The following is a 22,057-nucleotide window of genomic DNA, read 5'->3' as shown; positions in this document are numbered from 1 at the left end:
CCGGTTTCCCGGGGTGCCGCGGCAGACGACTGACATCGTGCTGTGGACGCTTCCCACGGCGTACACCACGTGTGCAGCGTCGATAACCCCGCGTTACATGGGGAGGGGGGCACCGGTGCGCCGTACCTCACCCCACCCGTCCGAGGACCGGCCCGGTCCGGCCCGCGGAGCGTCGCGGTCCTACAGTGAGTGACCGTGAAGGTCCTGCTGCTGGAGAACATCCATCCCGTCGCCGTCGAGCAGCTCGAGGCCCGTGGCTTCGAGGTCGAGCTGCTGAGCCACTCGCTCTCCGAGGACGAGCTCATCGCCGCCCTGCCGGGCGTGGCCATGCTCGGCATCCGCTCCAACACCACGGTCACCGCCAAGGTGCTGGACGCCGCCCCGGACCTGGTGGCGATCGGCTGCTTCTGCATCGGGACCAACCAGGTCGACCTCGCAGCCGCCTCCGAGCGCGGCGTCGCGGTCTTCAACGCGCCGTACTCCAACACGCGCAGCGTGGTCGAGCTCGTGATCGGCGAGATCATCGCCCTCGCCCGCCGCCTGCCCGAGAAGATCGAGCGGATGCACGCCGGCGTGTGGGACAAGTCCGCGAAGGGCAGCCACGAGGTGCGCGGGCGGATCCTGGGCATCGTCGGCTACGGCAACATCGGCACCCAGCTCTCCACGGTCGCCGAGGCGCTCGGCATGCAGGTCGTCTTCTACGACACCGCCGACCGCCCGGCCCACGGCAACGCGCGACGGATGAACAGCCTCGAGGAGCTGCTCGCGATCTCCGACGTCGTGAGCCTGCACATCGACGGGCGCCTGGGCAACGCGGGCCTGTTCGGCGCCAAGCAGTTCTCCCAGATGAAGCCGCGGGCGATGTTCATCAACGCCTCGCGCGGCATGGTCGTCGACGACCACGCGCTGCGCGACCACCTGAAGTCCGGCCACCTCGCCGGCGCCGCGCTCGACGTCTTCCCGGTCGAGCCGAAGGCGCAGGGCGACCAGTTCGAGTCGGTCCTGCGCGGCCTGGACAACGTGATCCTGACCCCCCACGTCGGCGGCTCCACCCAGGAGGCGCAGGAGGAGATCGGGCGCTTCGTGTCCGGCAAGCTCGTCGCCTTCGCTCTCGAGGGCAGCACCGGGCTGTCGGTCAACATGCCCGCCGTCGCCCCGCCGCCGATGGCCCCGGGCCAGCACCGGCTGGGCTTCCTGCACCGCAACGTGCCGGGCGTGCTCGCCAAGCTCAACGACCTCCTGGCCGAGCAGGGCGACAACGTCACCGGCCAGACCCTGGCCACCTCCGGCGAGCTCGGGTACGTCGTCACCGACGTCGCCGCGCCGCCCTCGACCGGCTCCCTCGAGCGTCTCTGCCGCTCCGACAAGGCGATCTGGGTCCGGACCTGGTCGGCGTGAGCCGCTGATTCGTGCCCGGCTCCGTACGCTGGCCGACATGGGCGTACGGGACCGGCTCGGGCAGGTCATCTTCCAGCGCGTCGCCGGACCGGACGGCGACGCCCAGCGACAGCGCATCCACGGCCGGCCGGGTCCACGCCTGTTCGAGGCGGGCTCACCGATCACCACCGTGCACGGTGACGCCTCGATGTTCGTCGGCGGACTGCGCGCGCTGCTGCTGCAGACCCTCCACCCGGCGGCGATGCGCGGCGTCGCCGAGCACTCCGACTACCGGGTCGACACCTGGGGTCGCCTCGCGCGCACCAGCACCTTCCTCGCCACCACGACCTTCGGCCACGTCGAGGACGCCGAGGCCGCGATCGCCCGGGTGCGCAAGATCCACGAGCGGGTGCGTGGCGTGATGCCCGACGGCACGCCGTACGCCGCCTCCGACCCGCACCTGCTGGGCTGGGTGCACGCGGCCGAGGCGGACAGCTTCCTGCGCGCCCACGACATCTACGGCCGCGAGCCCCTCGACGCCGCCGGGCGCGACACCTACCTCGTCCAGCTCGCCGAGATCGGTCGCCGCCTCGGCGTGATCGACCCGCCGACGACCACCGAGGAGCTGGCCACCACGCTGGCGTCGTACCGACCCGAGCTGCGCGCCACCCCGGAGGCCCGCGAGGCGGTCGCCCACGTGCTCCTGCACCCGCCGCTGCCGCTCGCGGCGCGCCCGCCGTACGCCGTGCTGGGCGCGGCCGCGGTCGCGCTGATGCCCGCGTGGACCCGGCGGCCGCTGCGGCTGCCCCGGCTCCCGGTCACCGAGCGCACCGTGGTCCGGGCCCTGGGGACGCTGGCCACCGGCACCATCCGCTGGGCGATGCGGCCGGCCCCGGTGGACCGCCCGCAGGAAATTGAGGAGAGCCTTCGCAGACCTTGAGGATCGGCGTCGGCGGGCGCCCCTAGGCTCCACCCGTGGAGAACCTCCGGATCCGCCGCGTGTCCGTCCTGCTCGCACTGGCGACGCTCATCGCCGCGCTGCTGCTCACGGTCGCGACCCCGACGCCCCCGGCGACGGGCGCACCGAGCATGGGCACGGTGCGCGGCGAGATCACCGGCCCGCAGGCGGGCGCACCCCGGCTGAAGATGCTGTGGTTCACCAAGGACTGGCGCTACCTCGGTCAGAAGAAGGTGCGCTACGGGATCTACTCGCTCAACCTCGCCCCGGGCACCTACCGCCTGCAGTTCGTCGACCTGCGCCCGGCGTACGACCTCACCAAGTACGCCCCCGGCAACGTCACGGTGACGGTGCGCGCGGGGCGGACCGTGCAGCGCAACGTCCGCCTGACGCGCGGCGCCGGCATCACCGGCGTCGCCCGCGGCGGCGGCAAGGTGCTGCCCGGCGCGAAGGTGGTCGCCGCCAACGCGAGCGAGCAGTCCTTCGAGACCAAGGCCAACGCGAAGGGAGAGTTCGCCATCGGTGGCCTCCCGGCCGGGCGCTACTCGGTCTTCACCTGGGACCGCTCCGGTGTGTGGGTCGGCAAGAGCACCTGGGCCGGAGCGCTCAAGCGCGGCCAGGCGCGCCACGTGAGCCCGCGCCTGAGCACCCGTGGCGGCACCCTGCTGGTCGATCTGCGCTTCGGCCAGGCGTCCGGTGCGAAGGTGCGGCAGCGGGTCACCGTGACCGTGGTGAGCAGGGCCAGCGGCCAGTGGTGGAGCGCGCGCAGCAGCCGCGACGGCACCGTCACCTTCCGCGGGCTCCACCCGGGGGGCTACACCATGATCGCCCCGGGCGCCGGCGACTACCTCGCCCAGTCCGGCGTCGTGCGCGGGGCCCAGGTCCGCGCCGGCCGGGCCGACCTGGCCAGCACCTTCGTGTGGACCAAGCGCGGCGCGAGCGTGAGCGGCACGGTGGTCGACGCCGCCGACCCCGCCTTCGCGCTGCCCAGCGCCGAGGTCATGCTCTTCGACCGGGCCGGGAACCGGCTCGCCACCACGACCGCCGACTCCCGCGGCCGCTTCCGGTTCGGTGGCCAGCTGACGACCCAGAGCGGCCTGACGGTGGTCGTCAATCCGCAGGCCGACCGCGGCGGGTGGATGACGACGCGCAGCAGCTACTGCCTGTTCACGTCCTACCGCCGTGCGAGCGTGTCGGTCACGACCGGGCGCGAGACCTCCGTGGGCCTGCTGCTCCTGCCCCGCTCGACCGCCTCGGGCCAGCCGACCCAGTGCCGGCCGCCGGGGCCGACACCCACGCCGACCCCGACCCCGACTCCCACGCCGACGGTGACTCCCACGCCGACGCCGACCTCGACGCCGACACCGACCTCGAGTCCCACGCCGACGCCGACCGTGGGTCCGGTCAGCTGACCTTCATGTCCGTCTGGCTCCAGAAGGCGCGCATCGAGGTGATCCGGCCCTGCTCGTCGAAGCTCATCAGGTCGATGGGCGCCACCGTGTAGGACGCGTCACCGGCACGGGTGGCCACCTCGAAGTGGAAGACCGCCTCGTTGCCGCAGATCCGCACCTCGAACAGCCGGGTGCTGATGTCGGCCCCGGCGAGGTTGGCGTAGAACTTCCGGATCTGCTCGCGGCCGGTCAGCGGCTCTCTGCCGACCGGGTCCTCGAGGCTCGCGCCGTCGGCGTACAGCCCGGCGATCTCGTCCGCGTCGCCGCGTCCGATGAGCTCGACGTACTGCTCCACGACCGCGCGGATCCGCTCGGGGGTCACTGCCATCTGTTCGTCTCCTGGGGTCTGGGGGCGATCTGGTTTGCGTCACCGTAGCGGCTTGCTTAGATGGGGGCGTGGACCCTGCTGATCATTGGCCCCTGCCCGATGCCCCCGAGCTGCGCGACGCGCTGCACGCGGCCTACGCCGACCCGAGCCGGGGCTACCACGACGCGCAGCACCTGGCCGAGGTGCTGCGGCGCCTCAGCGAGCTCGCCCGGGCCGGCTTCGTCTACGACCCGGTGCCGGTGGTGCTGGCCGCGTGGTTCCACGACGCGGTGTACGACGGGGAGCGCGACGCCGAGGAGCGCTCCGCCGCCTGGGCGGAGCACGCCCTGGTGGGTCTCCTCAGCGACGTGGAGGTCGCCGAGGTGGCCCGACTGGTGCGGCTCACCGAGACCCACGACCCGGCGCCGGACGACGCCAACGGGTGCGCGCTGTCCGACGCCGACCTGGCGATCCTCGCCTCCCCCGCCGAGCGGTACGCCGCCTACGCAGCGGCGGTGCGCGTGGAGTACGCCCACCTCGACGACGCCACCTTCCTGGCCGGGCGGGCCCGGGTGCTGCAGAACCTCACCGCGAAGGAGCGGCTGTTCCGCACGCCGTACGCGCTGGAGCGCTGGGAGGCCCCCGCCCGCGCCAACCTCGAGCACGAGCTGGCCGGTCTCCTCGCCCGGATCGGCTGACGGCGCCACAAGCCCCGACTCGCGCAACCATTGGCCCCGACTCGGCGGAGGGTTCAGCGGGGACGGGGGGTCTTGCGGCGGCGCAGGCCGGCCGCGTTGAGGCGGGCCACCAGGTCGCGCGAGGAGACCGGGGTGGCGCCGGCGGCGACCACGTCGTCGTACCACTCCGAGGGCACGTCGTAGTGGTCGCGGTCGAAGCCGCGCTCGGGGATCCCGAGCCCGCGGGCGAAGCGGTGCAGCTCCTCGTAGGAGACGTCGCTGGCCAGGTGCGACCAGAACCGGCCGTGCCCGGGGACGTGCGGCGGGTCGACCAGGATCATCGGATCCGCTCGGCGGCGTCGTCGAGCAGCAGACGCCACGAGCGCACGTGGGCGGCGTCGACGTAGGAGCGGTACGTCGCGCCGGGCCGGGTCTGGCGCCCGAGGTGGAACTGCCCCACCCCGGCCCGGAGCAGCCACGGGACGTGCTCGGCCAGCAGCCCGCCGCCGGCCACCAGCAGCCGCGCGGCGACCGGGTCCGCGCTCACCGTCGCGAGCAGCTCATCGATGCCGGAGTCCATGCCGCGCAGCGATCCGGCCGAGCGCACGCCGACCACCCCGGGCAGCCCGGCGACGTCGCGCCAGGCCCGCTGGGGCTCCAGCGCGGCGTCGAAGCCGCGGTGGAAGGTCCACGGCACCCCGCGCAGCATCCGGGCGAGCTCGGCGCACACCCCGGTGTCGATGCCCAGGTCGACGTCGAGGAAGCCGAAGGACACCCCGGCCGCCCCGGCGCCGAGGTAGTCGTGCGCGAGGCCGGCCAACCGGGTGAGCTCGCCCCCGGTGGTGGTCCAGGAGGAGTTGAGGCGGAGCAGCACGAAGACCGGCACCTCGCTGGCGCGGCAGACCCCCGACACCGTGGCCGGCTCCGGCGAGGTCGGCCCGTCCTCCGGGGCCCCGGCGTGGCTGACCAGGTGCAGCCGGTCGGCGCCCCCGCCGACCGCGCCGGGCACGTCGCGCTCGTGCAGCACCGTCACCTCGAGCAGCGGCGGCACGGTCGTCATGGACCGATGCTAGGACCCCAGGCCCTGCTCCCGCGCGGAGCGCGCCAGCGCGGCGAGCGCGCGTCGCACCACCAGCACCGCCTCCGGGCCGACCTCCTGCGGCTCCTGCCACACCCGGTCCCAGGTCAGGGTGCCGCGCCGCACCCGCTCCCCCACCGTGCGCGGCACCAGCGGGGCCTCGGGCCCGGTCGCCTCGTGCAGCGCGCTGCGCAGCGCCGCCCGGACCACCGGGTCCCCGTGGCCCGCCCGGTCGAGGGCGCGGGCCCGGTCGTGGAGGAGCGCGCCGCGGGCGAGGACCCGGTCCACCGCCTCCTGCGCCGAGCCGCTCATCGCGTCATCAGCGCCGGCAGCTCGGCGAACAGGGCGAGCCGCTCGCGCTGCTCGCTCACCCAGGCCGTGACGCTCGCGCGCAGGTCGAGCAGGGTCTCGATGAGGTCCACCACGAGACGGACGTCGTCGATGATGTCGGTGACCGCGGCGAGGCCGCGTGTCGCCAGCTCGGTGGCGAACGCCGCCCAGCCCAGCGGCCCGCCGACCTTGGCGCTGATCTTGGCCACCAGCCGGAACAGCGCCTGACCGAGGTCCACCAGCAGCCGCTCGACCTCCACCGCGAGCCGCTCGACGAAGCCCGCCACCGTCTCCAGCACCCCGGCCCCGGCGCCGACCAGCTCGGCCACCGCCCGCCCGGCCAGGCCGAGCAGGTTGACCTCCACGACGTACGCCGCGGCCGCCTGGCCGCCCCATGCCGGGTCGACCCCGACCGAGAGCCGGATCAGGTTGTCGGCCCACACGTGCAGGGCCGCGCGGACGTCGCCGCACGCGTGGGCGTTCTGCCGGATCGCCGCGTAGTCGCCGGACAGCGGGCGCACGATCAGCTCCTCGAGGCTCTCCTCGGGCAGGCGGCGCAGCCCGGCGCCGGCCTTGTTGAGCGCGTCGATGCCGAGGTTGACCACGTCGCGCAGCTCCGAGTAGGTGGTGTCCCAGGCGGTGAAGGTGGGGTCGTGCGCGATCTCGCGGGTGCCGAGGGCGGGCGGGGGCAGGCTGATGTCGACCAGCGCCGGGACCGCCATCTCAGGCCGTCCCGGGCAGCTGGGCGTGCACGCGGGCGGCGTCCTGCGCCGCGGCCCGGTCGGCACGCTCCAGCTCGGCGGTGCTGAGGACCACCGCGTCACGGACCTCGCGCCACTGCTCGGCGTAGCGTCGGCCGAGCTCCTCGAAGGCGAGCGCCACCTGGTCCATCGCCTCGGCCAGCGGGCGCAGCAGGCAGACCGGGCTCGGCTCGAAGCCGTCGCGGCGCGCCACCCAGGTCACCGCATGCTCGACGATCGCCGCTGCCTGGCCGGCGGCGTCGTCCATCACCTCCGGCAGCCGTCTCAGGTCCAGCCACCGTTCCACGAACACGTCCCCAGCCGCCATGTCGCGCCTCCTCGACCCCGCGGCCGCCGCGTGCGGCCGACCCTCAAGGGCTGCCCGGGCGCGCCCGCCCTTGAAACGGTCGCACAATGGGGGTGTGGACAACGCAGTGCTCTTCGATGCCAGGGCCCGGGTGCTCGCCGATCTCCAGGCACGACAGCGCGCGACCCCCGGAGCGGTGAGTGCCCTCGAGGACGCCGTCTCCGCCCGCACCTGGTGGGCCGAGCAGTGGCCCGAGGGCCAGGTGTACGTCGCGGGGCTGGTTGCCCAGGACGTCCAGGACGCGCTCCTGGAGACCGAGGGGCGCTGGCCGGTCTGCCTCGAGTGCGGCGACGACGTGCCGCAGCACGCGCTGTACATCCAGCCCGACCTCGGCGGGCCGGACCCGCTGTGGGTCTGCGAGGAGACCGGGGAGCCGGTCGCCGCGCTCGGTCAGCTCGGGTGAGCCGCCGGGCTCAGTCGTCCTGGCCCAGCTGCACGTAGAGGGTGTAGCGGTCCGCGCGGTGCACGGTGCGCGAGACCTCCACGACCGTCTCGCCGACGAGCGCGCGACGCGAGTGCCGGAGCACGGCGGCGCCCTCGGCGATCTCGAGCAGCGCCGCCTCGTCCGCGCTGGCGAGGTCCGCGGTCACGGCGTCCTCGGCCCAGGTCGGGCGCAGGCCACGCGCGCCGAGCGCGTCGTACAGGCTCGTGGGCATGCCGGACTGCAGGAAGCCGGGCAGCAGGACCTCGTTGAGGTAGGCATCCTCGATGCACATCGGGCCGCCGTCGGCGCGCCGCAGCCGGCGCCAGTGGAGCACGGCGTCGCCCTCGGTGATCGCGAGCGCGCGGGCGACTCCCGGGCCGGCCTGCTCGCGCCGGGCGAGGAGGGTCTGCGACTCCGGCTGCAGGCCACGGCGCGTCATCTCCTCGGTGTAGCCGAGGATCTGGCTGGCGGCGCGGCGCGGGCGGGCCACGAAGGTGCCGCGTCCGGGGACCCGCTCCAGCAGTCCCTCGACCACGAGTGCGTCCATCGCCTGGCGCACGGTCATCCGCGCCACCCCGAAGAGATGCACGAGCTCGCGCTCGGAGGGGGCGGGGGTGCCCGGCTCGGCGCCCGCGACGAGGGACCTCACATACTCACGCACCTGCACGTGCTTGAGGCTGCGTCCATCGGTCTGCACGGTGAGCTCCACGGGTCCGACATTAGGGTCCGCTCGCGGCGGCCGTCACCCGATTGAGTGATTTCATATACGAAATCCCTCAATCGGTCGCGATCGCGGTGAGCACGTCCAGGCGGGCGGCCCGGCGCGCCGGCAGCACGGCGGCGAGCACCCCGACCACGATGGCCAGCGCCAGGAACACCGCGAGCTGCCCGACCGGCACGCTGATCACCTCCAGGCCCTCGTCGCGCAGCGCCCGCATCAACGCCACCCCGAAGACCACTCCCAGCACCACGCCGAGCACCGCCCCGAGCAGCGAGATCACCACCGACTCCAAGGTCACCATCCGGCGCAGCTGGGCGCGGGACAGCCCGATGGCGCGCAGCAGCCCGATCTCCCGGGTCCGCTCGATGACCGACAGGGCGAGGGTGTTGACGATGCCCAGCACCGCGATCACCAGCGCCAGCCCGAGCAGGGCGAAGATCGTCAGCACCAGGTTGTCGATCGGCTCGCGCTGCTCGGCGGCGAACGCGGCCTGGTCCTTGACGGTCACCGCGGGCTGGTCGGCGACCACGTCGTCCAGGCGCTGCTGGAGGACCCCGACGTCGGTCCCGGGCGCACCGAAGACGATCAACGCGTTGTCGCGGTCCTGGAAGCCAGCCGCGACCAGGTCCTCGACGCTGGTCAGGACCGGCGCGAAGACGACCGGGTTGTCCTCGAAGGTCCCGGCCACCCGCCAGGTGACGTCCCCGGTGGGCACCTGCAGGTCCAGCTCGTCGCCGACGTCGACGCCCTGGTCGTCGGCCCAGGACTCCTGCACCAGGATCGACCCGTCGCGAAGCGTCAGCTCGCCGCGGGCCACCACCAGCTCCAAGGAGTCGATCTCGCCGCGGTCGGTCGCCGCCAGCGCGACCTGCGAGCCGTCGCGCAGCCCGGCCCCGAAGCGCTCGCGGACCACCCGCTGCACCCCGGGCACGGTGCGCATCTCCGCGGCCACGTCGGGTGAGAACGGCGCCCCGAAGAGGCTGCTGACCACGAAGTCCCCGACGAAGCTCTCCTCGATGGCGCGGTCGACGCTCGCCTTGGCCGAGTCGCCGATGATCGCCATCGTGCAGGCCAGGGTGAGCCCGATCATCAGCGCCGAGGCGGTCGCCGTCGTACGCCGCGGGTTGCGCAGCGCGTTCTGACCCGACAGCAGCCCGACGAAGCCGAAGACCCGGGCCAGGACCGCGCGGGCCAGGTCCAGCAGCGGCCGCCCGAGCACCGGGCTGGCGGCACTCACGCCGAGCAGCACGGCGAGCACGCCCGCACCCAGCACCCACCCGTCCCGCGGGACGTCGACGAGGGCGTCGAGGAAGCCGAGGCCCGCCAGCATCGCGAGCGCCCCGACGGCGACCAGCGCCAGCCCGAACCCGAAGCGGCGCCGCAGCGAGGTCTCCGGGAGCGCCACGTCGTCGCGCAGCGCCTGGACCGGCGCGATCCGGCCGGTGCGCCGTGCGGGGAAGTACGCCGCGACCACCGTCACCACGATCCCGACGGCGTACGCCGCGAGCACGGTGCGCGGGGCCAGCACCAGGTCCTGGCCGCTGAGGTCGAGCCCGAAGCGGCCCACGACCGCGGCGATCCCACGCGCGAGGAGCACCCCCAGCCCCAGGCCGAGGGTCGCCCCGACGACACCCAGGATCAGTGCCTCGAGCAGCACCGAGCGCACCACCTGCCCGCGCGAGGCGCCCAGCGCGCGCAGCAGGGCCAGCTCGCGGCTGCGCTGCGCGACCAGGATCGAGAAGGTGTTGACGATCAGGAACGAGCCGACCACCAGCGCGATGCCCGCGAAGATGAGCAGGAAGGTGGTCAGGAACGAGACCGCCTCCAGCAGGTCGCTCGCGGCCTCGTCGGCGGCGTCCTCACCGGTCACCGCGTGGATCCCGGCGGGCAGCACCTCGGCCGCCTGGTCGGCGAGCTCCTGCTGGGAGACCCCGTCGCGCGCGGTCACCCAGACCTCGGTGTAGGCGTCCTGGCCGTCGAGGAAGAGCTGCTGGGCGGTGCGGGTGTCGAAGAGCGCGAGGGTGGCGCCGCTGAGCGAGCCGCCCTCGGGGAACCCGGCGATGCCGACCAGCACCGGGTCCAGGGTGCTGGTGTCGCCGCCGGTGGTGATCTCCACCCGGTCGCCGAGGTCGTAGCCGGATTTCTCGGCCGTCTGCTCGTCGAGCACCACCTCGTCGTCCCCGCGGGGCTCCTCGCCCTCGAGGATGGCCAGCCCCTCGAGCCCGCCGGCCGCGGGCGCGTCGTTCCAGCTGCCGCCCAGCCCGGGCGGGCCGAACCCGCCCACGAGCTTGCCGTCGGTGTCCACGACGTACACGCCGTCGGCCTCGACCTGACCGTCGGCGCGGGCGGCGCCGGGCAGCGCGGCCAGCCGCTCGACCACGTCGGCCGGCACCGTGTTGGTGGACAGGAAGCCGTCGGCGGTCTGTGCGCCCTCCGGCTCGACGACCACGTCGCCGACGGTGGCGTCGAAGAGCGCGGTGAAGCTGCGGTTGAGCATGTCGGAGAACATCAGGGTCCCCGCGACGAAGGCCACGCCCAGCACGATCGCGAACGTGCTCATGAGCAGCCGCACCTTGCGGGCGAGCAGGCTGCGCAGCGCCGCGCGGATCACGCCGACCCGGCCAGCACCTCGAGGACCGACTCGCGGGTCGGCTGCCGCAGCTCCTCGACCACCCGGCCGTCGGCGAGGAACACCACGCGGTCGGTGTACGCCGCGGCGATCGGGTCGTGGGTCACCATCACGATCGTCTGGCCCTCGTCCGCGCTCTGGCGCAGCAGCTGGAGGATCTCCGCACCCGAGCGCGAGTCGAGGTTGCCGGTCGGCTCATCGGCGAACACGATCCGCGGACGGCTGACCAGCGCCCGGGCGACCGCGACGCGCTGCTGCTGGCCTCCGGACAGCTCGTTGGGGCGGTGGCTGAGCCGGTCGCGCAGCCCGACGGTGTCGATGACGTGGTCGAACCACTCGGCGTCCGGGCGACGCCCGGCGATGGCCAGCGGCAGCACGATGTTCTCCCGGGCGTCCAGGGTCGGAACCAGGTTGAAGGACTGGAAGACGAACCCGATCGAGTCGCGGCGAAGCCGGGTGAGCGCCTTGTCGCGCAGCTGGGTCAGGTCCTCCTCCCCGATGAGCACGCTGCCGGAGTCGGGCCGGTCGAGGGCCGCGCAGCAGTGCATGAGCGTGGACTTCCCGGACCCGCTCGGCCCCATCACCGCCGTGAACCGGCCGGCCTCGATGTCGAGGCTCACGTCGTCGAGGGCCCGCACGAGGGCCTGGCCCTCGCCGTACGTCTTGGTCAGGTGGCGCACCCGCGCCGCTGGGGGCCGCTCGGCATGCTCCGGCTGCCCCGACGGCGGGGTCGCGGTATGGCTCATGGCGAAACCATTCCGCGTCCGGCGCCGGCGCGCCAGCCCCTTTCTCCCGCCACGCCGGGCCCAACGTCGAACATCCGTTCGAGAGCGTGACCTATGGTGGAGACATGGACTTCCAGGGAACGCTCTTCGGGGCACCCCCGGCCGGGGTGGGCTCCTTCGACGGCATCGAGCGCCGCCTGCTGGGTCGCGGCGCCTGGATCGACGTGCTCCGCTCCTGGGTGCCGGCCGCCGACGAGGTCTTCGAGACCCTCGTGCGCGACGTGCCCTGGCGAGCCGAGGAGCGCCAGATGTACGACCGGGTGGTGGCGGTGCCCCGCCTGCTGCACACCTATCTGGCCGACGACCCGCTTCCCCACCCGGTGCTCGTCGAGGCCCGCGCCGCCCTCAGCGCGCACTACCGCCCCGAGCTGGGCGAGCCGTTCCGGACCGCCGGGTGCTGCTACTACCGCGACGGGCGCGACAGCGTGGCCTGGCACGGCGACAACATCGGGCGTGGCCGGACCACCGACACGATGGTCGCCATCGTGTCGCTCGGCGACCCCCGCCGCCTCGCGCTGCGACCGCGCGGCGGTGGCGGCGGCTCGCTGTCGGTGGAGATGGGCCACGGCGACCTGCTCGTGATGGGCGGCAGCTGCCAGCGCACCTGGGAGCACGCCGTACCCAAGGTCGCCCACGCCGGCCCGCGGATCTCGGTGCAGTACCGCCCGCACAACGTCTTCTGAGCCCGGCCCAGACCTGGCCGGGCTTGCGTGGTCCGGTTGGCTGGGGCCCATGAGCACCACGACCTCCTCGTCCTCGCCCGCCACCGCCTCGGGCACCTTCGCGCTCGGCGGCGACCTGCCGGTCGTCCGTCTCGGGTACGGCGCGATGCAGCTCACCGGCCCCGGGGTCTGGGGGCCGCCGCGCGACCACGACGAGGCGGTCCGCGTCGTACGCCGGGCCGTCGAGCTGGGCGTGACCTTCATCGACACCGCCGACTCCTACGGGCCGTTCTACTCCGAGGAGATCATCCGCGAGGCGCTGGCGCCGTACCGCGACGACGTGGTGGTGGCGACCAAGGCCGGGCTGCTGCGCACCGGGCCCGACGTGTGGGTGCCGTGCGGGCGCCCGGAGTACCTGCGCCAGCAGTGCGAGACCAGCCTGCGCCGTCTCGGGACCGACCGCATCGACCTGTTCCAGCTGCACCGCATCGACCCGAGCGTCCCGCTCGAGGACCAGGTCGGCGAGCTCCGGGCGCTGCAGGAGGAGGGCAAGGTGCGCCACCTCGGCCTCTCCGAGGTCGGCGTCGAGGAGCTCGAGGCCGCGCGCCGGGTGGCGCCCATCGTGTCGGTGCAGAACCTCTACAACCTCGCCCACCGCGACGCCGAGGCGCTGCTGGACCACTGCACCGAGCAGGGCATCGCGTTCATCCCGTGGTTCCCGCTGGCGACCGGTCGGCTCTCCGCCGAGGACAGCCCGCTCGCCGCGGCGGCACGCGAGCGGGGCGCCACGCCCGCGCAGCTGGCGCTCGCCTGGCTCCTGCACCGCTCGCCGGTGATGCTGCCGATCCCGGGCACCTCGCGGGTCGCACACCTGGAGTCCAACGTGGCCGCGGCCGGCATCGAGCTGACCCCCGAGGAGCAGCAGCAGCTGGCCGCCCTCGCCTGAGCACTCCGCACGGGATTCCTCCACCCCTCCGCGGGGAACCTGCAGGGTATGACCGAGTCCAGCAACACCCCGGCCCCCGAGCAGCAGCCGGCGCCCCCGACCAGCCAGCCGACCACGCCGCCGGAAGCGAAGCCCGGCAAGCGGTCCTCGAAGTCCACGGCGCCCGCCGCGGACCCACTGCGCGGCTCCCGGACCAGCGGGGTCTGGGTGGCGCTGATCGCGATCGCGGCACTGCTGATCCTGCTGCTGATCTTCATCGTGCAGAACACCCAGGACGTGCAGGTGGCGTTCCTCGGCTGGGAGGGCCGCGCGCCGCTCGCGGTGTCCCTGCTCGCCGCCGCCGTGACCGGCATGGTGATCGTGATCGTGGCCGCCTCCCTGCGGATGCTCCAGGTGCGCCGCCGGGTCAAGCGCGAACGCCGCTGACCTCTCGCCGATCAGGACCGGCGGCGACCCAGCAGCCAGCGCAGCACGAGGAGTACGACGAGGGCCGCGGCGACCTGCTTGCCGTAGGCCTTCACGAGTGCGGGCACGACCGCGGCGCCCAGGTCGAGCGCGCCGTCGTCGATCGGGCCCGTGGCGGGCTCGGGGGTCGATGCCCGCGGGGTCGCGGGCGCTGGGGCGACCGCCCGGTCCGGGGCAGTCTCCCGAGGCGTGGCCGGTGGCACCGCGGCGGCCGGCTCCGGGGACGGGGACGGGGACGCCTCCGCCGACGACTCCTGCGCCTGCGCATCCGCCGCAGCCTCCGCCGGTCCGGTGAGCCGCTGCTCCAGGCACGCCACGAACTGCCCGAGCAGCTTGTCGGAGACGTCCTGCATGACCCCCCGCCCGAACTGCGCCGGCTTGCCGGTGATCGCGAGGTCGGTGAGGACCTCCACGTCGGTGGCGTCGCCGGCGTCGCCCGACGCGCGCATGGACACCGAGACGGTGGCACCGGCGGTGCCGTTGCCCCGCTTGTCCTTGCCCTTGGCCTCGACGACGAACCGGTGCGCCGCCTCGTCCTTCTCCACGAACCTGCCGGACCCGTTGTAGACCAGCGCGATCGGCCCGAGCTTGACCTTCACCGAGCCCGCGAAGCCGTCTCCCTCCGCCGAGGAGATCGTGGCGCCCGGGAAGCACTCGGCCACGGAGGCGATGTCGTTGAAGTGGCTCCAGGTCTCCTCGACGGAGGTGTGGACGGTGAAGCGGTGGGTCAGCTCCACGGCCTCAGGCCCCCGCCGCGCTCAGGACGGCTCGCCGGGTGAGCACCGTGGCGAGGTGGCGCCGGTAGTCGGCGTCGCCGTTGAGGTCCGAGGGCGGGTTCGCCCCGTCGGCCGCTCGCTCCGCGGCGCGGCGTACCGCCTCCTCGGTGGCGGGCTGACCGACCAGCGCCTCCTCCACCGCGCGGGCGCGCAGCGGGGTGCTGCCCATGTTGGTCAGCCCGACCCGGGCCTCGGCGATGGTGCCGCCCTCGGCGCGGACGGTCGCGGCGACCGCGACGATCGGCCACTGGTGGGCCACGCGCACGAACTTCTCGTAGTGCGCGCCCCAGCCGGTACGACGCGGGATCCGCACCTCGGTGAGGATCTCGTCCTCGGCCAGCGCGGTCTCGAAGAGGTCGACGAAGAAGTCGTCGGCCGGGATCGTGCGCCGTCCGGTCGGCCCGACGGCCACGAAGGTGGCCCCGAGGGCGAGCACCGGGGCACCCAGGTCACCGGCCGGGTCCGCGTGCGCCAGCGCCCCGCCGAAGGTGCCGCGGTGACGGACCTGTGCGTCGGCGAGGTGCTCGATCGCGGCCGGGACCAGCGCCGCGTGCCGGGCCATGAGCGGGTCGGAGGCGACCACCGAGTGCGGGGTCATCGCGCCGACGACGAGGTCGTCGCCGTCCTCGCGGATCCCGCGCAGCGCGGTGATCCTGCGCAGGTCGATCACCACCTCGGGGGCGTTGAGCCGCATCCGCAGCACCGGGAGCAGCGACTGGCCGCCGGCCAGCACCTTCGCCTCGTCACCGTGCTCGGCGAGCGCGGCGACGGCCTCCTCGACGGTGGTCGGGGCCAGGTAGTCGAACTGTGCGGGGATCATGCGTCGGTCCCTCCGGTCGTGCGGTCCACGGTGCCCTCCATGCCGGTCGAGGCGTCGAAGTGCGGAGCGGCGGCACCGGTGGTGCTGCCCCCCTTGTCGGTCCCCTGGATCGCGCGCCACACGCGCTCGGGGGTGCACGGCATCGCGATGTCGTGGATGCCGAAGGGGCGCAGCGCGTCGACGACGGCGTTGACCACGGCGGGGGTCGAGGCGATGGTGCCGGCCTCGCCGACGCCCTTGGTGCCGAGGGTGTTGGTCAGCGCCGGGGTGGTCGTGTGGTCGACCTCGAAGCTGATCGTGTCGGCGGCCGTCGGCAGCAGGTAGTCCACGAACGAGCCCGAGACCAGCGTCCCGGACTCGTCGTACACCGCCTCCTCCCACAGCGCCTGGGCGATGCCCTGGACCAGGCCGCCGTGCACCTGTCCGGCCACGATGAGCGGGTTGATGACGTTGCCGATGTCGTCGACGCAGACGTACTTGCGCATCTTCAGCGCCCCGGTCTCGGTGTCGACCTCCATCGCGCACAGGTGGGTGCCGTGCGGGTAGTTGAAGTTCACCGGGTCGAACGTCGCGTCGGAGTCGAGGCTCGGCTCGACGCCGTCGGGCAGGTTGTGGGCGGCGAAGACCGCGCTGGCAATCTCGGTGATCGCCATCCCCTGATCGGTGCCGCGGACCGCGAAACGGCCGCCGCTGAACTCCAGGTCGTCGGCCGAGGCCTCGAGCAGGTGGGCGGCGATCGGGCGGGCCTTCTCGATGACCTTGTCCGCCGCCTTGACCAGCGCCTCGCCGCCGACGACGAGGGAGCGCGAGCCGTAGGTGTCCAGGCCCTTGTGGGCGATCGCGGTGTCGCCGTGCAGCACCTCGACGTCCTCGAACGGCACCCCGAGCCGGTCGGCGACGATCTGGCTGAACGCCGTCTCGTGGCCCTGCCCGTGGGCGCTGGCGCCGGTGACCACCTCGACCGTGCCGGTGGCCAGCATCCGCACGCTCGCGTGCTCCCAGCCGCCGGCGCCGTAGTCGAGGGAGCCGAGCACCCGGGAGGGGGCCAGGCCGCACATCTCGGTGAACGTCGAGACGCCGATGCCGAGCTGCACCGGGTCGCCGGAGTCGCGGCGGCGCTGCTGCTCGGCGCGCAGCTCGTCGTAGCCGAAGAGCTCCTTGGCCCGCGCGGTGGCCGCCTCGTAGTTGCCGGAGTCGTACTCCAGCCCGGCCACCGTGGTGAACGGGAACTCCTCGTGCTTGATCCAGTTCTGCTCGCGCACCGCCAGCGGGTCCACGCCCACCTCGGCGGCGAGCTCGTCCATCAACCGCTCGATCGCGAACGTCGCCTCCGGGCGCCCGGCGCCGCGGTAGGCGTCGGTCCAGGTCTTGTTGGTGAGCACCGTCTGCACCGCGAAGTGGTAGGCGGGGAACTTGTAGATCGCGTTGAACATGAACGCCCCGAGCACCGGTACGCCTCCGCCGACGAGCGAGACGTAGGCGCCGAGGTCGGCGAGGAGCTCGACCTTGAGGCCGGTGACCGTGCCGTCCTTGGTGGCGGCCAGGGTGAGCTTCTGCCACTGGTCGCGGCCGTGGTGCCCGGCCATCAGGGACTCGCTGCGGGTCTCGGTGTACTTCACCGGCCGCGAGAGCCGGCGGGCCACCGCGACGGTGATCCACTCCTCCGGGGTGGTCTGCAGCTTGCCGCCGAAGCCACCGCCGACGTCGGGGGCGATCACCCGCAGCTTGGACTCCGGGATGCCCGTCGTCGCGGCCAGCGCGAAGCGCAGGATGTGCGGGATCTGGGTCGCCGACCACACGGTCAGCTGCTCCCCCGTCGGGTCGACGACCGTCGAGCGGGGCTCCATGAACGCCGGGATCAGCCGCTGCTGGCGGTACTCGCGCTCCAGCACGATGCCGTCGGTGCGCGCCTGGCGGATCGCCTCCTCGACGTCGCCGCCGGTGCCGGCCTCGGCGGAGTCGAAGACCCAGTACGCCGACTTGTTGGTGCCGAGGTCGGGGTGTGCGAGCGGGCCGCCGTTGGTCTCGTCGGCCGCGGCCGCCTCCTTGAGGTCGAGGGCGGGCGGCAGCACGTCGTACTCCACGTCGACGAGCTCGGCGGCGTCGCGCGCCTCCGCGGCGCTGCGGGCCACCACGACCGCGACGATCTCGCCGGCGAAGGCGACCCGGTCGATCGCGACCGGCAGGTGGGTGGGGGTCTTCTGGTCCGGGGTGATCGGCCAGGCGTTGATCAGCACGCCCTGGGTCTCGGCGAGGTCGGCGCCGCTGAGCACGTCGACGACGTTGGTCGCGGCGCGCGCCGCCTCGGTGTCGACGCTGAGGATCCGGGCGTGCGCGAACGGGCTGCGCACCATCGCGAGGTGGAGCATCCCGGGGAGCACGATGTTGTCGGTCCAGCGGGTGCGCCCGGTGATCAGGCGCTGGTCCTCCTTGCGGCGGCGCTCCTTGCCGATCTCGCGCTCGGCCTGCTCGGGGCGGGTCTCGGTGGCGGTCACGACACGCCTCCCGTCGTGGCCGCCGGGGCGGCGGGGGTGTCCATCGAGTCCGCGGCGTGCTGCACGGCGCGGACGATGTTGTGGTAGCCGGTGCAGCGGCACAGGTTGCCCTCGAGGCCGAGGCGGATCTCCTCCTCGCTGGGGCGCGGGTTCTCGGCCAGCAGGGCGACGCTCTGCATGATCATCCCCGGGGTGCAGAACCCGCACTGGAGGCCGTGGCACTCGCGGAACGACTCCTGCACGGGGTGCAGCTCACCGCCGCGCGCGAGCCCCTCGATCGTGGTCACCTCGGCCCCGTCGGCCTGCACCGCGAGCACGTTGCACGACTTCACGCTGGTGCCGTCGAGGTGCACCGTGCAGGCGCCGCAGTTGCTGGTGTCGCACCCGATGACGGTGCCGGTCTTCCCGAGGCGTTCGCGGAGGTACTGCACGAGCAGCATCCGGGGTTCGACGTCGTCGGCCACCTTCGCGCCGTCGACGGTGAGGCTGATCCGGGTCATGGGCCCTCCTGGGCAGGGGCAGCGGACGTGTGACGCCGCTCACGCTACGGCCGACCGGTTGGCTGAAGGTTGGACCGCCGAGTCGGGGCTCGTGGTTGCGCGAGTCGGCGCACGGACGACAACGACGACGCCGGCGCCTCGGTCAGCCGCGGGCGACCGCGAGCCGTCCCTTCAGCAGCGGTACGGCGGGGTGCGCGCGGCCGACGAGCGAGCGCAGGCAGACCTCCAGCACCTCCGCGTCGTACGGCGCGTGCTCGCCGTAGCGCACCACCGCGTCGGGGTCCGGGTCGGCGAGCAGCGCCTCGCGCAGCGCGACCGCGACGTACTCCCCCAGCTCGCACAGCGCCGGGGAGTTCGTGCCGGGCAGCAGGTCGCCGCCGTACGCCTCGACGGCGTCGGCGACCCGGCCGCGGCGCAGCAGGGAAAGCACGTGGTCCACGTCGGTGGCCACCGGCATCAGCAGCCGGTAGGGCCGGGAGGAGAGCTGGCCGCCGAGCGCGGCGCGCAGGTGGGAGACCTCGGCCTTGAGCGTCGAGAACGTCACCGCCTGGTCGCCGTAGACCAGCGCGTGCAGCTGCTCCAGCGTGAGCCCCTCGGGGTGGATCGCGAGCAGCGCGAGGATCTCGGTCTGGCGCCGGTTGAGCAGCAGCCGCTGCCCGTCGAGGCGGGACTCGGCGGTGCCGAGCAGCGTCATCACCAGGCCGGGGTCGTGGGTCTGCTCGGGGCCACCCGTGCCCGAACGCGGCAGCGCGGTCTCGATCAGGCGGGCCAGCACCCGCGCGGTCGCGAGACCGATCGGGTGGGTGCGGTCCCAGGTCGTCGACAGGTCGAGCACGCCCAGGTGGGCGCCGGTGACCGGGTCGTGCAGCGGCGCGGCCCAGCACACCCAGTTGTGCACGATCGGCGCGTAGTGCTCGGCACTGAAGACCATCGCCGGCGCCGCCGTGCGGTTGGCCAGGTCGAGGGCATTGGTGCCGACCGAGCGGTCGTCCCACCGGCCACCGGGCACGAAGTTCACCGACTCGGCCTTGCGCCGCATCACCCGCCCGCCGTAGGTCCACAGGATCCGGGTCTCGGGGTCGGTCACCGCGACCACCAGGTCGCCGTCGGCAGCGGTACGCCGCAGCTCCTCCTCCACCCGCTCCACCGCCACCTGCAGCGGGGAGTCGCGCCAGGACGCGGCGGTCTCCGACTCGTCGGCCAGCGGCGCCTCGGCCAGGTCGGGAGCCAGCGCCGCCCGCGAGCGGGTCCAGCTGGAGAGGATCTCCGGACGCACCCGCGGCGCTGCCTCGTCACCCCGCTCGACGAAGCTCAGCCAGGCACGCACCGCGTCCTGCCTGCGCGCCACCAGGTCGGTCCCCACCATGCGGGGACGCTAGCACCGTGGTGATCGGCGTCACAGTGGTTCGCCGAGGCTCAGGCCCGTCGTACCGAGAGGCGGCGGCCGCCGACCACGACCGGCGTCCGGCGCACGGACCGACTGCTATCCCCGCAGCTCACGAGTGCTCGACGGCTCCACGACCCTGACCACGATGCTGCTGCCGGCCGGGACCACGGATCCGGACGGCGGGTCCATGCGCGTGACACCAGGCCCGCACCGTGCCGTGGGCGGGCAGGTCGTGCGGTCGATCTGGACGGCGAGCCCGGCCGCTTCCAGCGCGCTCACTATCTGGGTCTCGCTCTCGTACTCGTCGAAGAACGGAACGACCCGCTGGTCCGGCTCCAGCAACCGCAGCGACTCCCGGATCGTCCGCACCAGCTCCTCGCCGCCGTCGTCGGACCGGACGGTGACGTGGAAGTAGGCGTCGAGGTCCGGAACGGCGAAGGTCTGGGCGCAGACCCCGGGGTCGGACTGGAAGCAGACCGCCGCACTCACCCTGATCTCGTGGCCGCGGATCTCACCGGCGGGGCTGAGCGCGTCGGAAGCGGCCAGGTCCTCTGGTTCGGTGGTCATCGCGACCGACGACACCACGGGGCTCGTTCCCGCCTTGCAGTCCCGAGAGACCGGTGAGTAGTAGGTGTCGCTGAGCGGGGTGCCGCACGAGACGTGGTTGCTGCGCCAGTCGCTGGGTACGGCGATGGCGGCCCCTCCGACGCCCACGGCCCGCATGCCCTCGACGTCACCGGTTGCAGGGTCGGCGTCCCCGCCGCAGCCGACCAGCAGGGAGGCGCCGATGACCCCGGCGACGAGCGCGGCGACGAACGCGCGTCGGACCGGACGTCGTGCGGCTGCGAAGTCGCCGTCGTGCTCCATCGATGCTCCTCGGCCAGGGGGCTGTTCCCCGGTACGACGAGGCGACGGCGCCCTTGGTTCCCTCGGCGCCCGGATGGCAGGACGAGCCCAGCCACCAGGGTGTCCCTCTCCTGCGGTGGTGTTGACGCTTCCCCCGTCGTACACCACGTGTGAAGCGTCAATAACCCCGCGTTACAGGCCGGGGGGCGGCGCTCACCGCGCACCCCCGAGCTCCCGGCGCAGGAAGTCCACGGTGGCGCGCATGGAGTCCTCGAAGCGGGGGCCGAAGGCGTGCCCCTCGCCCTCGTAGACCAGCAGCCGACTGTCGACGCCGGCCTCCCTCAGCAGCCGCTGGGTCTCGCGCGACCAGGCGATCGGGCAGCTGTCGTCGAGGGTGCCGTGGTGGATCAGCACCGGCACCTCGATGCGGTCGAAGTAGGTGCGCGCGGACAGCTCGCGGTAGGGCCGGGGGTTGCGGTCCGGCGGGCCGCCGAGGCGCTCGAAGAGCACCTGCGCGTTGTCCGGGCGCTCGGGGATCGTCCACCGGCGCAGGTTGTCGGTGAAGTCCGAGCTCACCGGCGCGAAGACCACCGCCGCGTCCACCAGGTCGGGGTCGGCGACGAGCGCGTTGTAGGTGACCGCCCCGCCCATCGAGCGCCCGATCATCGCCAGCCGGTCGTCGTCGACGTAGGCCTCGCGGCGCAGCGCACCGACCGCGCCGATCGCGTCGCGGGTGTAGACCAGCCGCGACTCCCGGCCCAGGTCGCTGACCGGGTCGGAGTCGGCGTGCCCGCGGTAGTCGGTGTGCAGCACCACGAACCCGTTGGCCGCCAGCCACTCCTGCTCCCGCGACATCCCGCGGCCCAGGGTGTAGTACGACGGGTCGATGTAGCCGTGGTTGAGCACCACCGCGGGGAACGGCCCGGGGCCGGTCGGCACCAGCAGCTCCCCGGACACGGTGGCGCCGTCGACGGTGTAGGTCACCGCCCAGCCGTTCCACGCCTCGGTGCCGCCGAGTGGCTCGGTACGCCGGATCCGGCCGGCCTCGACGTCCTCGCGCATCAGCGCGGGCAGCGACATCGCGTCGCGGACCGGCGGCAGGTCCGCAGTCGGGCTCTCGGTCGGGCTCTCGGTCGTGCTCTCGCCGGGCGCAGGCGACGCGGACCCGCTCCCGGCACCCTCCCGGTCGCCCGGCGCCGCGCTGGTGCCGCTCGGCGTCGGGCGCGCCCCGGTGTCGCTGAGCGGCTGGTCGCTGCACGCGGCGAGCGGTACGACGAGCAGCAGCGCCGCGGCCGCGATCGCTGCCCGGCGCATCG

General features: G+C 73.7%; 24 protein-coding genes. 8 read left to right on the top strand and 16 right to left on the bottom strand.

Annotated features, from left to right (window positions below; translation table 11 throughout):
* The first annotated feature begins 195 nt into the window (after nt 1-195).
* The 3 genes from serA to HBO46_RS03025 are packed head-to-tail and all read left to right on the top strand — an operon-like array spanning nt 196 to nt 3,747.
* Nucleotides 196-1,398, top strand: coding sequence for a phosphoglycerate dehydrogenase (gene serA / locus HBO46_RS03035; protein ID WP_166136928.1), 1,203 nt, complete (start codon nt 196-198; stop codon nt 1,396-1,398).
* Nucleotides 1,399-1,435: 37 nt separating this feature from the next.
* A complete protein-coding gene (locus tag HBO46_RS03030; protein ID WP_166136931.1) occupies nt 1,436-2,317 on the top strand; it encodes an oxygenase MpaB family protein in 882 nt (293 codons plus the stop codon).
* A gap of 35 nt (nt 2,318-2,352) precedes the next feature.
* Nucleotides 2,353-3,747 carry an MSCRAMM family protein gene (locus HBO46_RS03025; protein WP_191480195.1) on the top strand — a complete coding sequence of 465 codons (1,395 nt, stop codon included), beginning with the start codon at nt 2,353-2,355 and terminating at the stop codon, nt 3,745-3,747.
* Here HBO46_RS03025 and HBO46_RS03020 read toward each other — a convergent pair.
* A complete protein-coding gene (locus HBO46_RS03020; RefSeq protein WP_166136934.1) occupies nt 3,740-4,114 on the bottom strand; it encodes a nuclear transport factor 2 family protein in 375 nt (124 codons plus the stop codon). The two genes, HBO46_RS03025 and HBO46_RS03020, sit on opposite strands and share 8 nt — an antisense overlap.
* Before the next feature lie 68 nt (nt 4,115-4,182).
* On the opposite strand from HBO46_RS03020, the gene HBO46_RS03015 reads away from it, so the two are divergent.
* Nucleotides 4,183-4,791 (top strand): HD domain-containing protein, encoded by a 609-nt coding sequence (locus HBO46_RS03015; RefSeq protein WP_166136937.1) that lies wholly within the window; start codon nt 4,183-4,185, stop codon nt 4,789-4,791.
* Nucleotides 4,792-4,844: 53 nt separating this feature from the next.
* Here the strand turns inward: HBO46_RS03015 and HBO46_RS03010 are convergent, their stop codons facing one another.
* From HBO46_RS03010 to HBO46_RS02990, 5 genes are read right to left on the bottom strand one after another with little or no spacing between them, the layout of a single operon-like run.
* Nucleotides 4,845-5,111 (bottom strand): DUF4031 domain-containing protein, encoded by a 267-nt coding sequence (locus HBO46_RS03010; protein ID WP_166136939.1) that lies wholly within the window; start codon nt 5,109-5,111, stop codon nt 4,845-4,847.
* Nucleotides 5,108-5,830, bottom strand: a complete 723-nt coding sequence (locus HBO46_RS03005; RefSeq protein WP_166136942.1) for a copper homeostasis protein CutC — start codon at nt 5,828-5,830, stop codon at nt 5,108-5,110. The genes HBO46_RS03010 and HBO46_RS03005 overlap by 4 nt, the downstream gene beginning before the upstream one ends.
* A gap of 9 nt (nt 5,831-5,839) precedes the next feature.
* Nucleotides 5,840-6,160 (bottom strand): hypothetical protein, encoded by a 321-nt coding sequence (locus HBO46_RS03000; protein ID WP_166136945.1) that lies wholly within the window; start codon nt 6,158-6,160, stop codon nt 5,840-5,842.
* Nucleotides 6,157-6,900, bottom strand: coding sequence for a hypothetical protein (locus HBO46_RS02995; protein ID WP_166136948.1), 744 nt, complete (start codon nt 6,898-6,900; stop codon nt 6,157-6,159). Before HBO46_RS02995 ends, HBO46_RS03000 begins: the two co-directional genes overlap by 4 nt.
* Nucleotide 6,901: 1 nt before the next feature.
* Nucleotides 6,902-7,246 carry a hypothetical protein gene (locus HBO46_RS02990; RefSeq protein WP_166136951.1) on the bottom strand — a complete coding sequence of 115 codons (345 nt, stop codon included), beginning with the start codon at nt 7,244-7,246 and terminating at the stop codon, nt 6,902-6,904.
* Nucleotides 7,247-7,340: 94 nt separating this feature from the next.
* On the opposite strand from HBO46_RS02990, the gene HBO46_RS02985 reads away from it, so the two are divergent.
* Nucleotides 7,341-7,688, top strand: coding sequence for a hypothetical protein (locus tag HBO46_RS02985; RefSeq protein WP_166136954.1), 348 nt, complete (start codon nt 7,341-7,343; stop codon nt 7,686-7,688).
* 10 nt (nt 7,689-7,698) lie between these two features.
* Here the strand turns inward: HBO46_RS02985 and HBO46_RS02980 are convergent, their stop codons facing one another.
* From HBO46_RS02980 to HBO46_RS02970, 3 genes are all read right to left on the bottom strand, one after another.
* A complete protein-coding gene (locus tag HBO46_RS02980; protein ID WP_224769351.1) occupies nt 7,699-8,418 on the bottom strand; it encodes a GntR family transcriptional regulator in 720 nt (239 codons plus the stop codon).
* Nucleotides 8,419-8,485: 67 nt separating this feature from the next.
* Nucleotides 8,486-11,041 carry an ABC transporter permease gene (locus HBO46_RS02975; RefSeq protein WP_166136957.1) on the bottom strand — a complete coding sequence of 852 codons (2,556 nt, stop codon included), beginning with the start codon at nt 11,039-11,041 and terminating at the stop codon, nt 8,486-8,488.
* On the bottom strand, nt 11,038-11,805 hold the full coding sequence (locus HBO46_RS02970) for an ABC transporter ATP-binding protein (protein ID WP_166136960.1): 768 nt from the start codon (nt 11,803-11,805) through the stop codon (nt 11,038-11,040). The genes HBO46_RS02975 and HBO46_RS02970 overlap by 4 nt, the downstream gene beginning before the upstream one ends.
* A 104-nt stretch (nt 11,806-11,909) precedes the next feature.
* Here HBO46_RS02970 and HBO46_RS02965 point away from each other — a divergent pair, with 104 nt between their 5' ends.
* From HBO46_RS02965 to HBO46_RS02955, 3 genes are read left to right on the top strand one after another with little or no spacing between them, the layout of a single operon-like run.
* Nucleotides 11,910-12,527 carry an alpha-ketoglutarate-dependent dioxygenase AlkB gene (locus HBO46_RS02965; protein ID WP_166136963.1) on the top strand — a complete coding sequence of 206 codons (618 nt, stop codon included), beginning with the start codon at nt 11,910-11,912 and terminating at the stop codon, nt 12,525-12,527.
* 49 nt (nt 12,528-12,576) lie between these two features.
* Complete coding sequence (locus HBO46_RS02960) at nt 12,577-13,452, top strand: aldo/keto reductase (protein ID WP_166136965.1); 876 nt, start codon at nt 12,577-12,579, stop codon at nt 13,450-13,452.
* A gap of 48 nt (nt 13,453-13,500) precedes the next feature.
* Nucleotides 13,501-13,878, top strand: coding sequence for a LapA family protein (locus HBO46_RS02955; RefSeq protein WP_166136968.1), 378 nt, complete (start codon nt 13,501-13,503; stop codon nt 13,876-13,878).
* An 11-nt stretch (nt 13,879-13,889) separates the two neighbouring features.
* On the opposite strand, the gene HBO46_RS02950 is transcribed toward HBO46_RS02955, so the two are convergent.
* From HBO46_RS02950 to HBO46_RS02920, 7 genes are all read right to left on the bottom strand, one after another.
* Nucleotides 13,890-14,654 (bottom strand): SRPBCC family protein, encoded by a 765-nt coding sequence (locus HBO46_RS02950; RefSeq protein ID WP_166136971.1) that lies wholly within the window; start codon nt 14,652-14,654, stop codon nt 13,890-13,892.
* 4 nt (nt 14,655-14,658) lie between these two features.
* The gene (locus tag HBO46_RS02945) at nt 14,659-15,513 is read right to left on the bottom strand and encodes an FAD binding domain-containing protein (protein ID WP_166136974.1); all 855 of its coding nucleotides are present in this window, start codon (nt 15,511-15,513) and stop codon (nt 14,659-14,661) included.
* Entirely contained in the window at nt 15,510-18,008 is a 2,499-nt protein-coding gene (locus tag HBO46_RS02940; protein WP_166136977.1) for a xanthine dehydrogenase family protein molybdopterin-binding subunit, read from the bottom strand. Before HBO46_RS02940 ends, HBO46_RS02945 begins: the two co-directional genes overlap by 4 nt.
* Complete coding sequence (locus HBO46_RS02935) at nt 18,005-18,508, bottom strand: (2Fe-2S)-binding protein (protein WP_166136980.1); 504 nt, start codon at nt 18,506-18,508, stop codon at nt 18,005-18,007. Before HBO46_RS02935 ends, HBO46_RS02940 begins: the two co-directional genes overlap by 4 nt.
* 142 nt (nt 18,509-18,650) lie before the next feature.
* On the bottom strand, nt 18,651-19,874 hold the full coding sequence (locus HBO46_RS02930; protein ID WP_166136983.1) for a helix-turn-helix domain-containing protein: 1,224 nt from the start codon (nt 19,872-19,874) through the stop codon (nt 18,651-18,653).
* Nucleotides 19,875-19,991: 117 nt separating this feature from the next.
* Entirely contained in the window at nt 19,992-20,762 is a 771-nt protein-coding gene (locus tag HBO46_RS02925; protein WP_166136986.1) for a PASTA domain-containing protein, read from the bottom strand.
* Nucleotides 20,763-20,954: 192 nt separating this feature from the next.
* Nucleotides 20,955-22,055 (bottom strand): alpha/beta hydrolase family protein, encoded by a 1,101-nt coding sequence (locus HBO46_RS02920; protein ID WP_166136989.1) that lies wholly within the window; start codon nt 22,053-22,055, stop codon nt 20,955-20,957.
* Between the last annotated feature and the right edge of the window lie 2 nt (nt 22,056-22,057).

This window comes from Nocardioides ochotonae, assembly GCF_011420305.2.
GTDB classification, from domain to species: domain Bacteria; phylum Actinomycetota; class Actinomycetes; order Propionibacteriales; family Nocardioidaceae; genus Nocardioides; species Nocardioides ochotonae.
This window is presented reverse-complemented; position numbering and strand designations above follow the sequence as displayed.

Coding starts and splice junctions, on each gene's coding strand:
- HBO46_RS03030 (WP_166136931.1), top strand. CDS start 1,436: ATGGGCGTACGGGACCGGCTCGGGCAGGTCATCTTCCAGCGCGTCGCC.
- HBO46_RS03020 (WP_166136934.1), bottom strand. CDS start 4,114: ATGGCAGTGACCCCCGAGCGGATCCGCGCGGTCGTGGAGCAGTACGTC.
- HBO46_RS03010 (WP_166136939.1), bottom strand. CDS start 5,111: ATGATCCTGGTCGACCCGCCGCACGTCCCCGGGCACGGCCGGTTCTGG.
- HBO46_RS03005 (WP_166136942.1), bottom strand. CDS start 5,830: ATGACGACCGTGCCGCCGCTGCTCGAGGTGACGGTGCTGCACGAGCGC.
- HBO46_RS03000 (WP_166136945.1), bottom strand. CDS start 6,160: ATGAGCGGCTCGGCGCAGGAGGCGGTGGACCGGGTCCTCGCCCGCGGC.
- HBO46_RS02995 (WP_166136948.1), bottom strand. CDS start 6,900: ATGGCGGTCCCGGCGCTGGTCGACATCAGCCTGCCCCCGCCCGCCCTC.
- HBO46_RS02990 (WP_166136951.1), bottom strand. CDS start 7,246: ATGGCGGCTGGGGACGTGTTCGTGGAACGGTGGCTGGACCTGAGACGG.
- HBO46_RS02970 (WP_166136960.1), bottom strand. CDS start 11,805: ATGAGCCATACCGCGACCCCGCCGTCGGGGCAGCCGGAGCATGCCGAG.
- HBO46_RS02965 (WP_166136963.1), top strand. CDS start 11,910: ATGGACTTCCAGGGAACGCTCTTCGGGGCACCCCCGGCCGGGGTGGGC.
- HBO46_RS02960 (WP_166136965.1), top strand. CDS start 12,577: ATGAGCACCACGACCTCCTCGTCCTCGCCCGCCACCGCCTCGGGCACC.
- HBO46_RS02955 (WP_166136968.1), top strand. CDS start 13,501: ATGACCGAGTCCAGCAACACCCCGGCCCCCGAGCAGCAGCCGGCGCCC.
- HBO46_RS02945 (WP_166136974.1), bottom strand. CDS start 15,513: ATGATCCCCGCACAGTTCGACTACCTGGCCCCGACCACCGTCGAGGAG.
- HBO46_RS02935 (WP_166136980.1), bottom strand. CDS start 18,508: ATGACCCGGATCAGCCTCACCGTCGACGGCGCGAAGGTGGCCGACGAC.
- HBO46_RS02930 (WP_166136983.1), bottom strand. CDS start 19,874: ATGGTGGGGACCGACCTGGTGGCGCGCAGGCAGGACGCGGTGCGTGCC.
- HBO46_RS02925 (WP_166136986.1), bottom strand. CDS start 20,762: ATGGAGCACGACGGCGACTTCGCAGCCGCACGACGTCCGGTCCGACGC.
- HBO46_RS02920 (WP_166136989.1), bottom strand. CDS start 22,055: ATGCGCCGGGCAGCGATCGCGGCCGCGGCGCTGCTGCTCGTCGTACCG.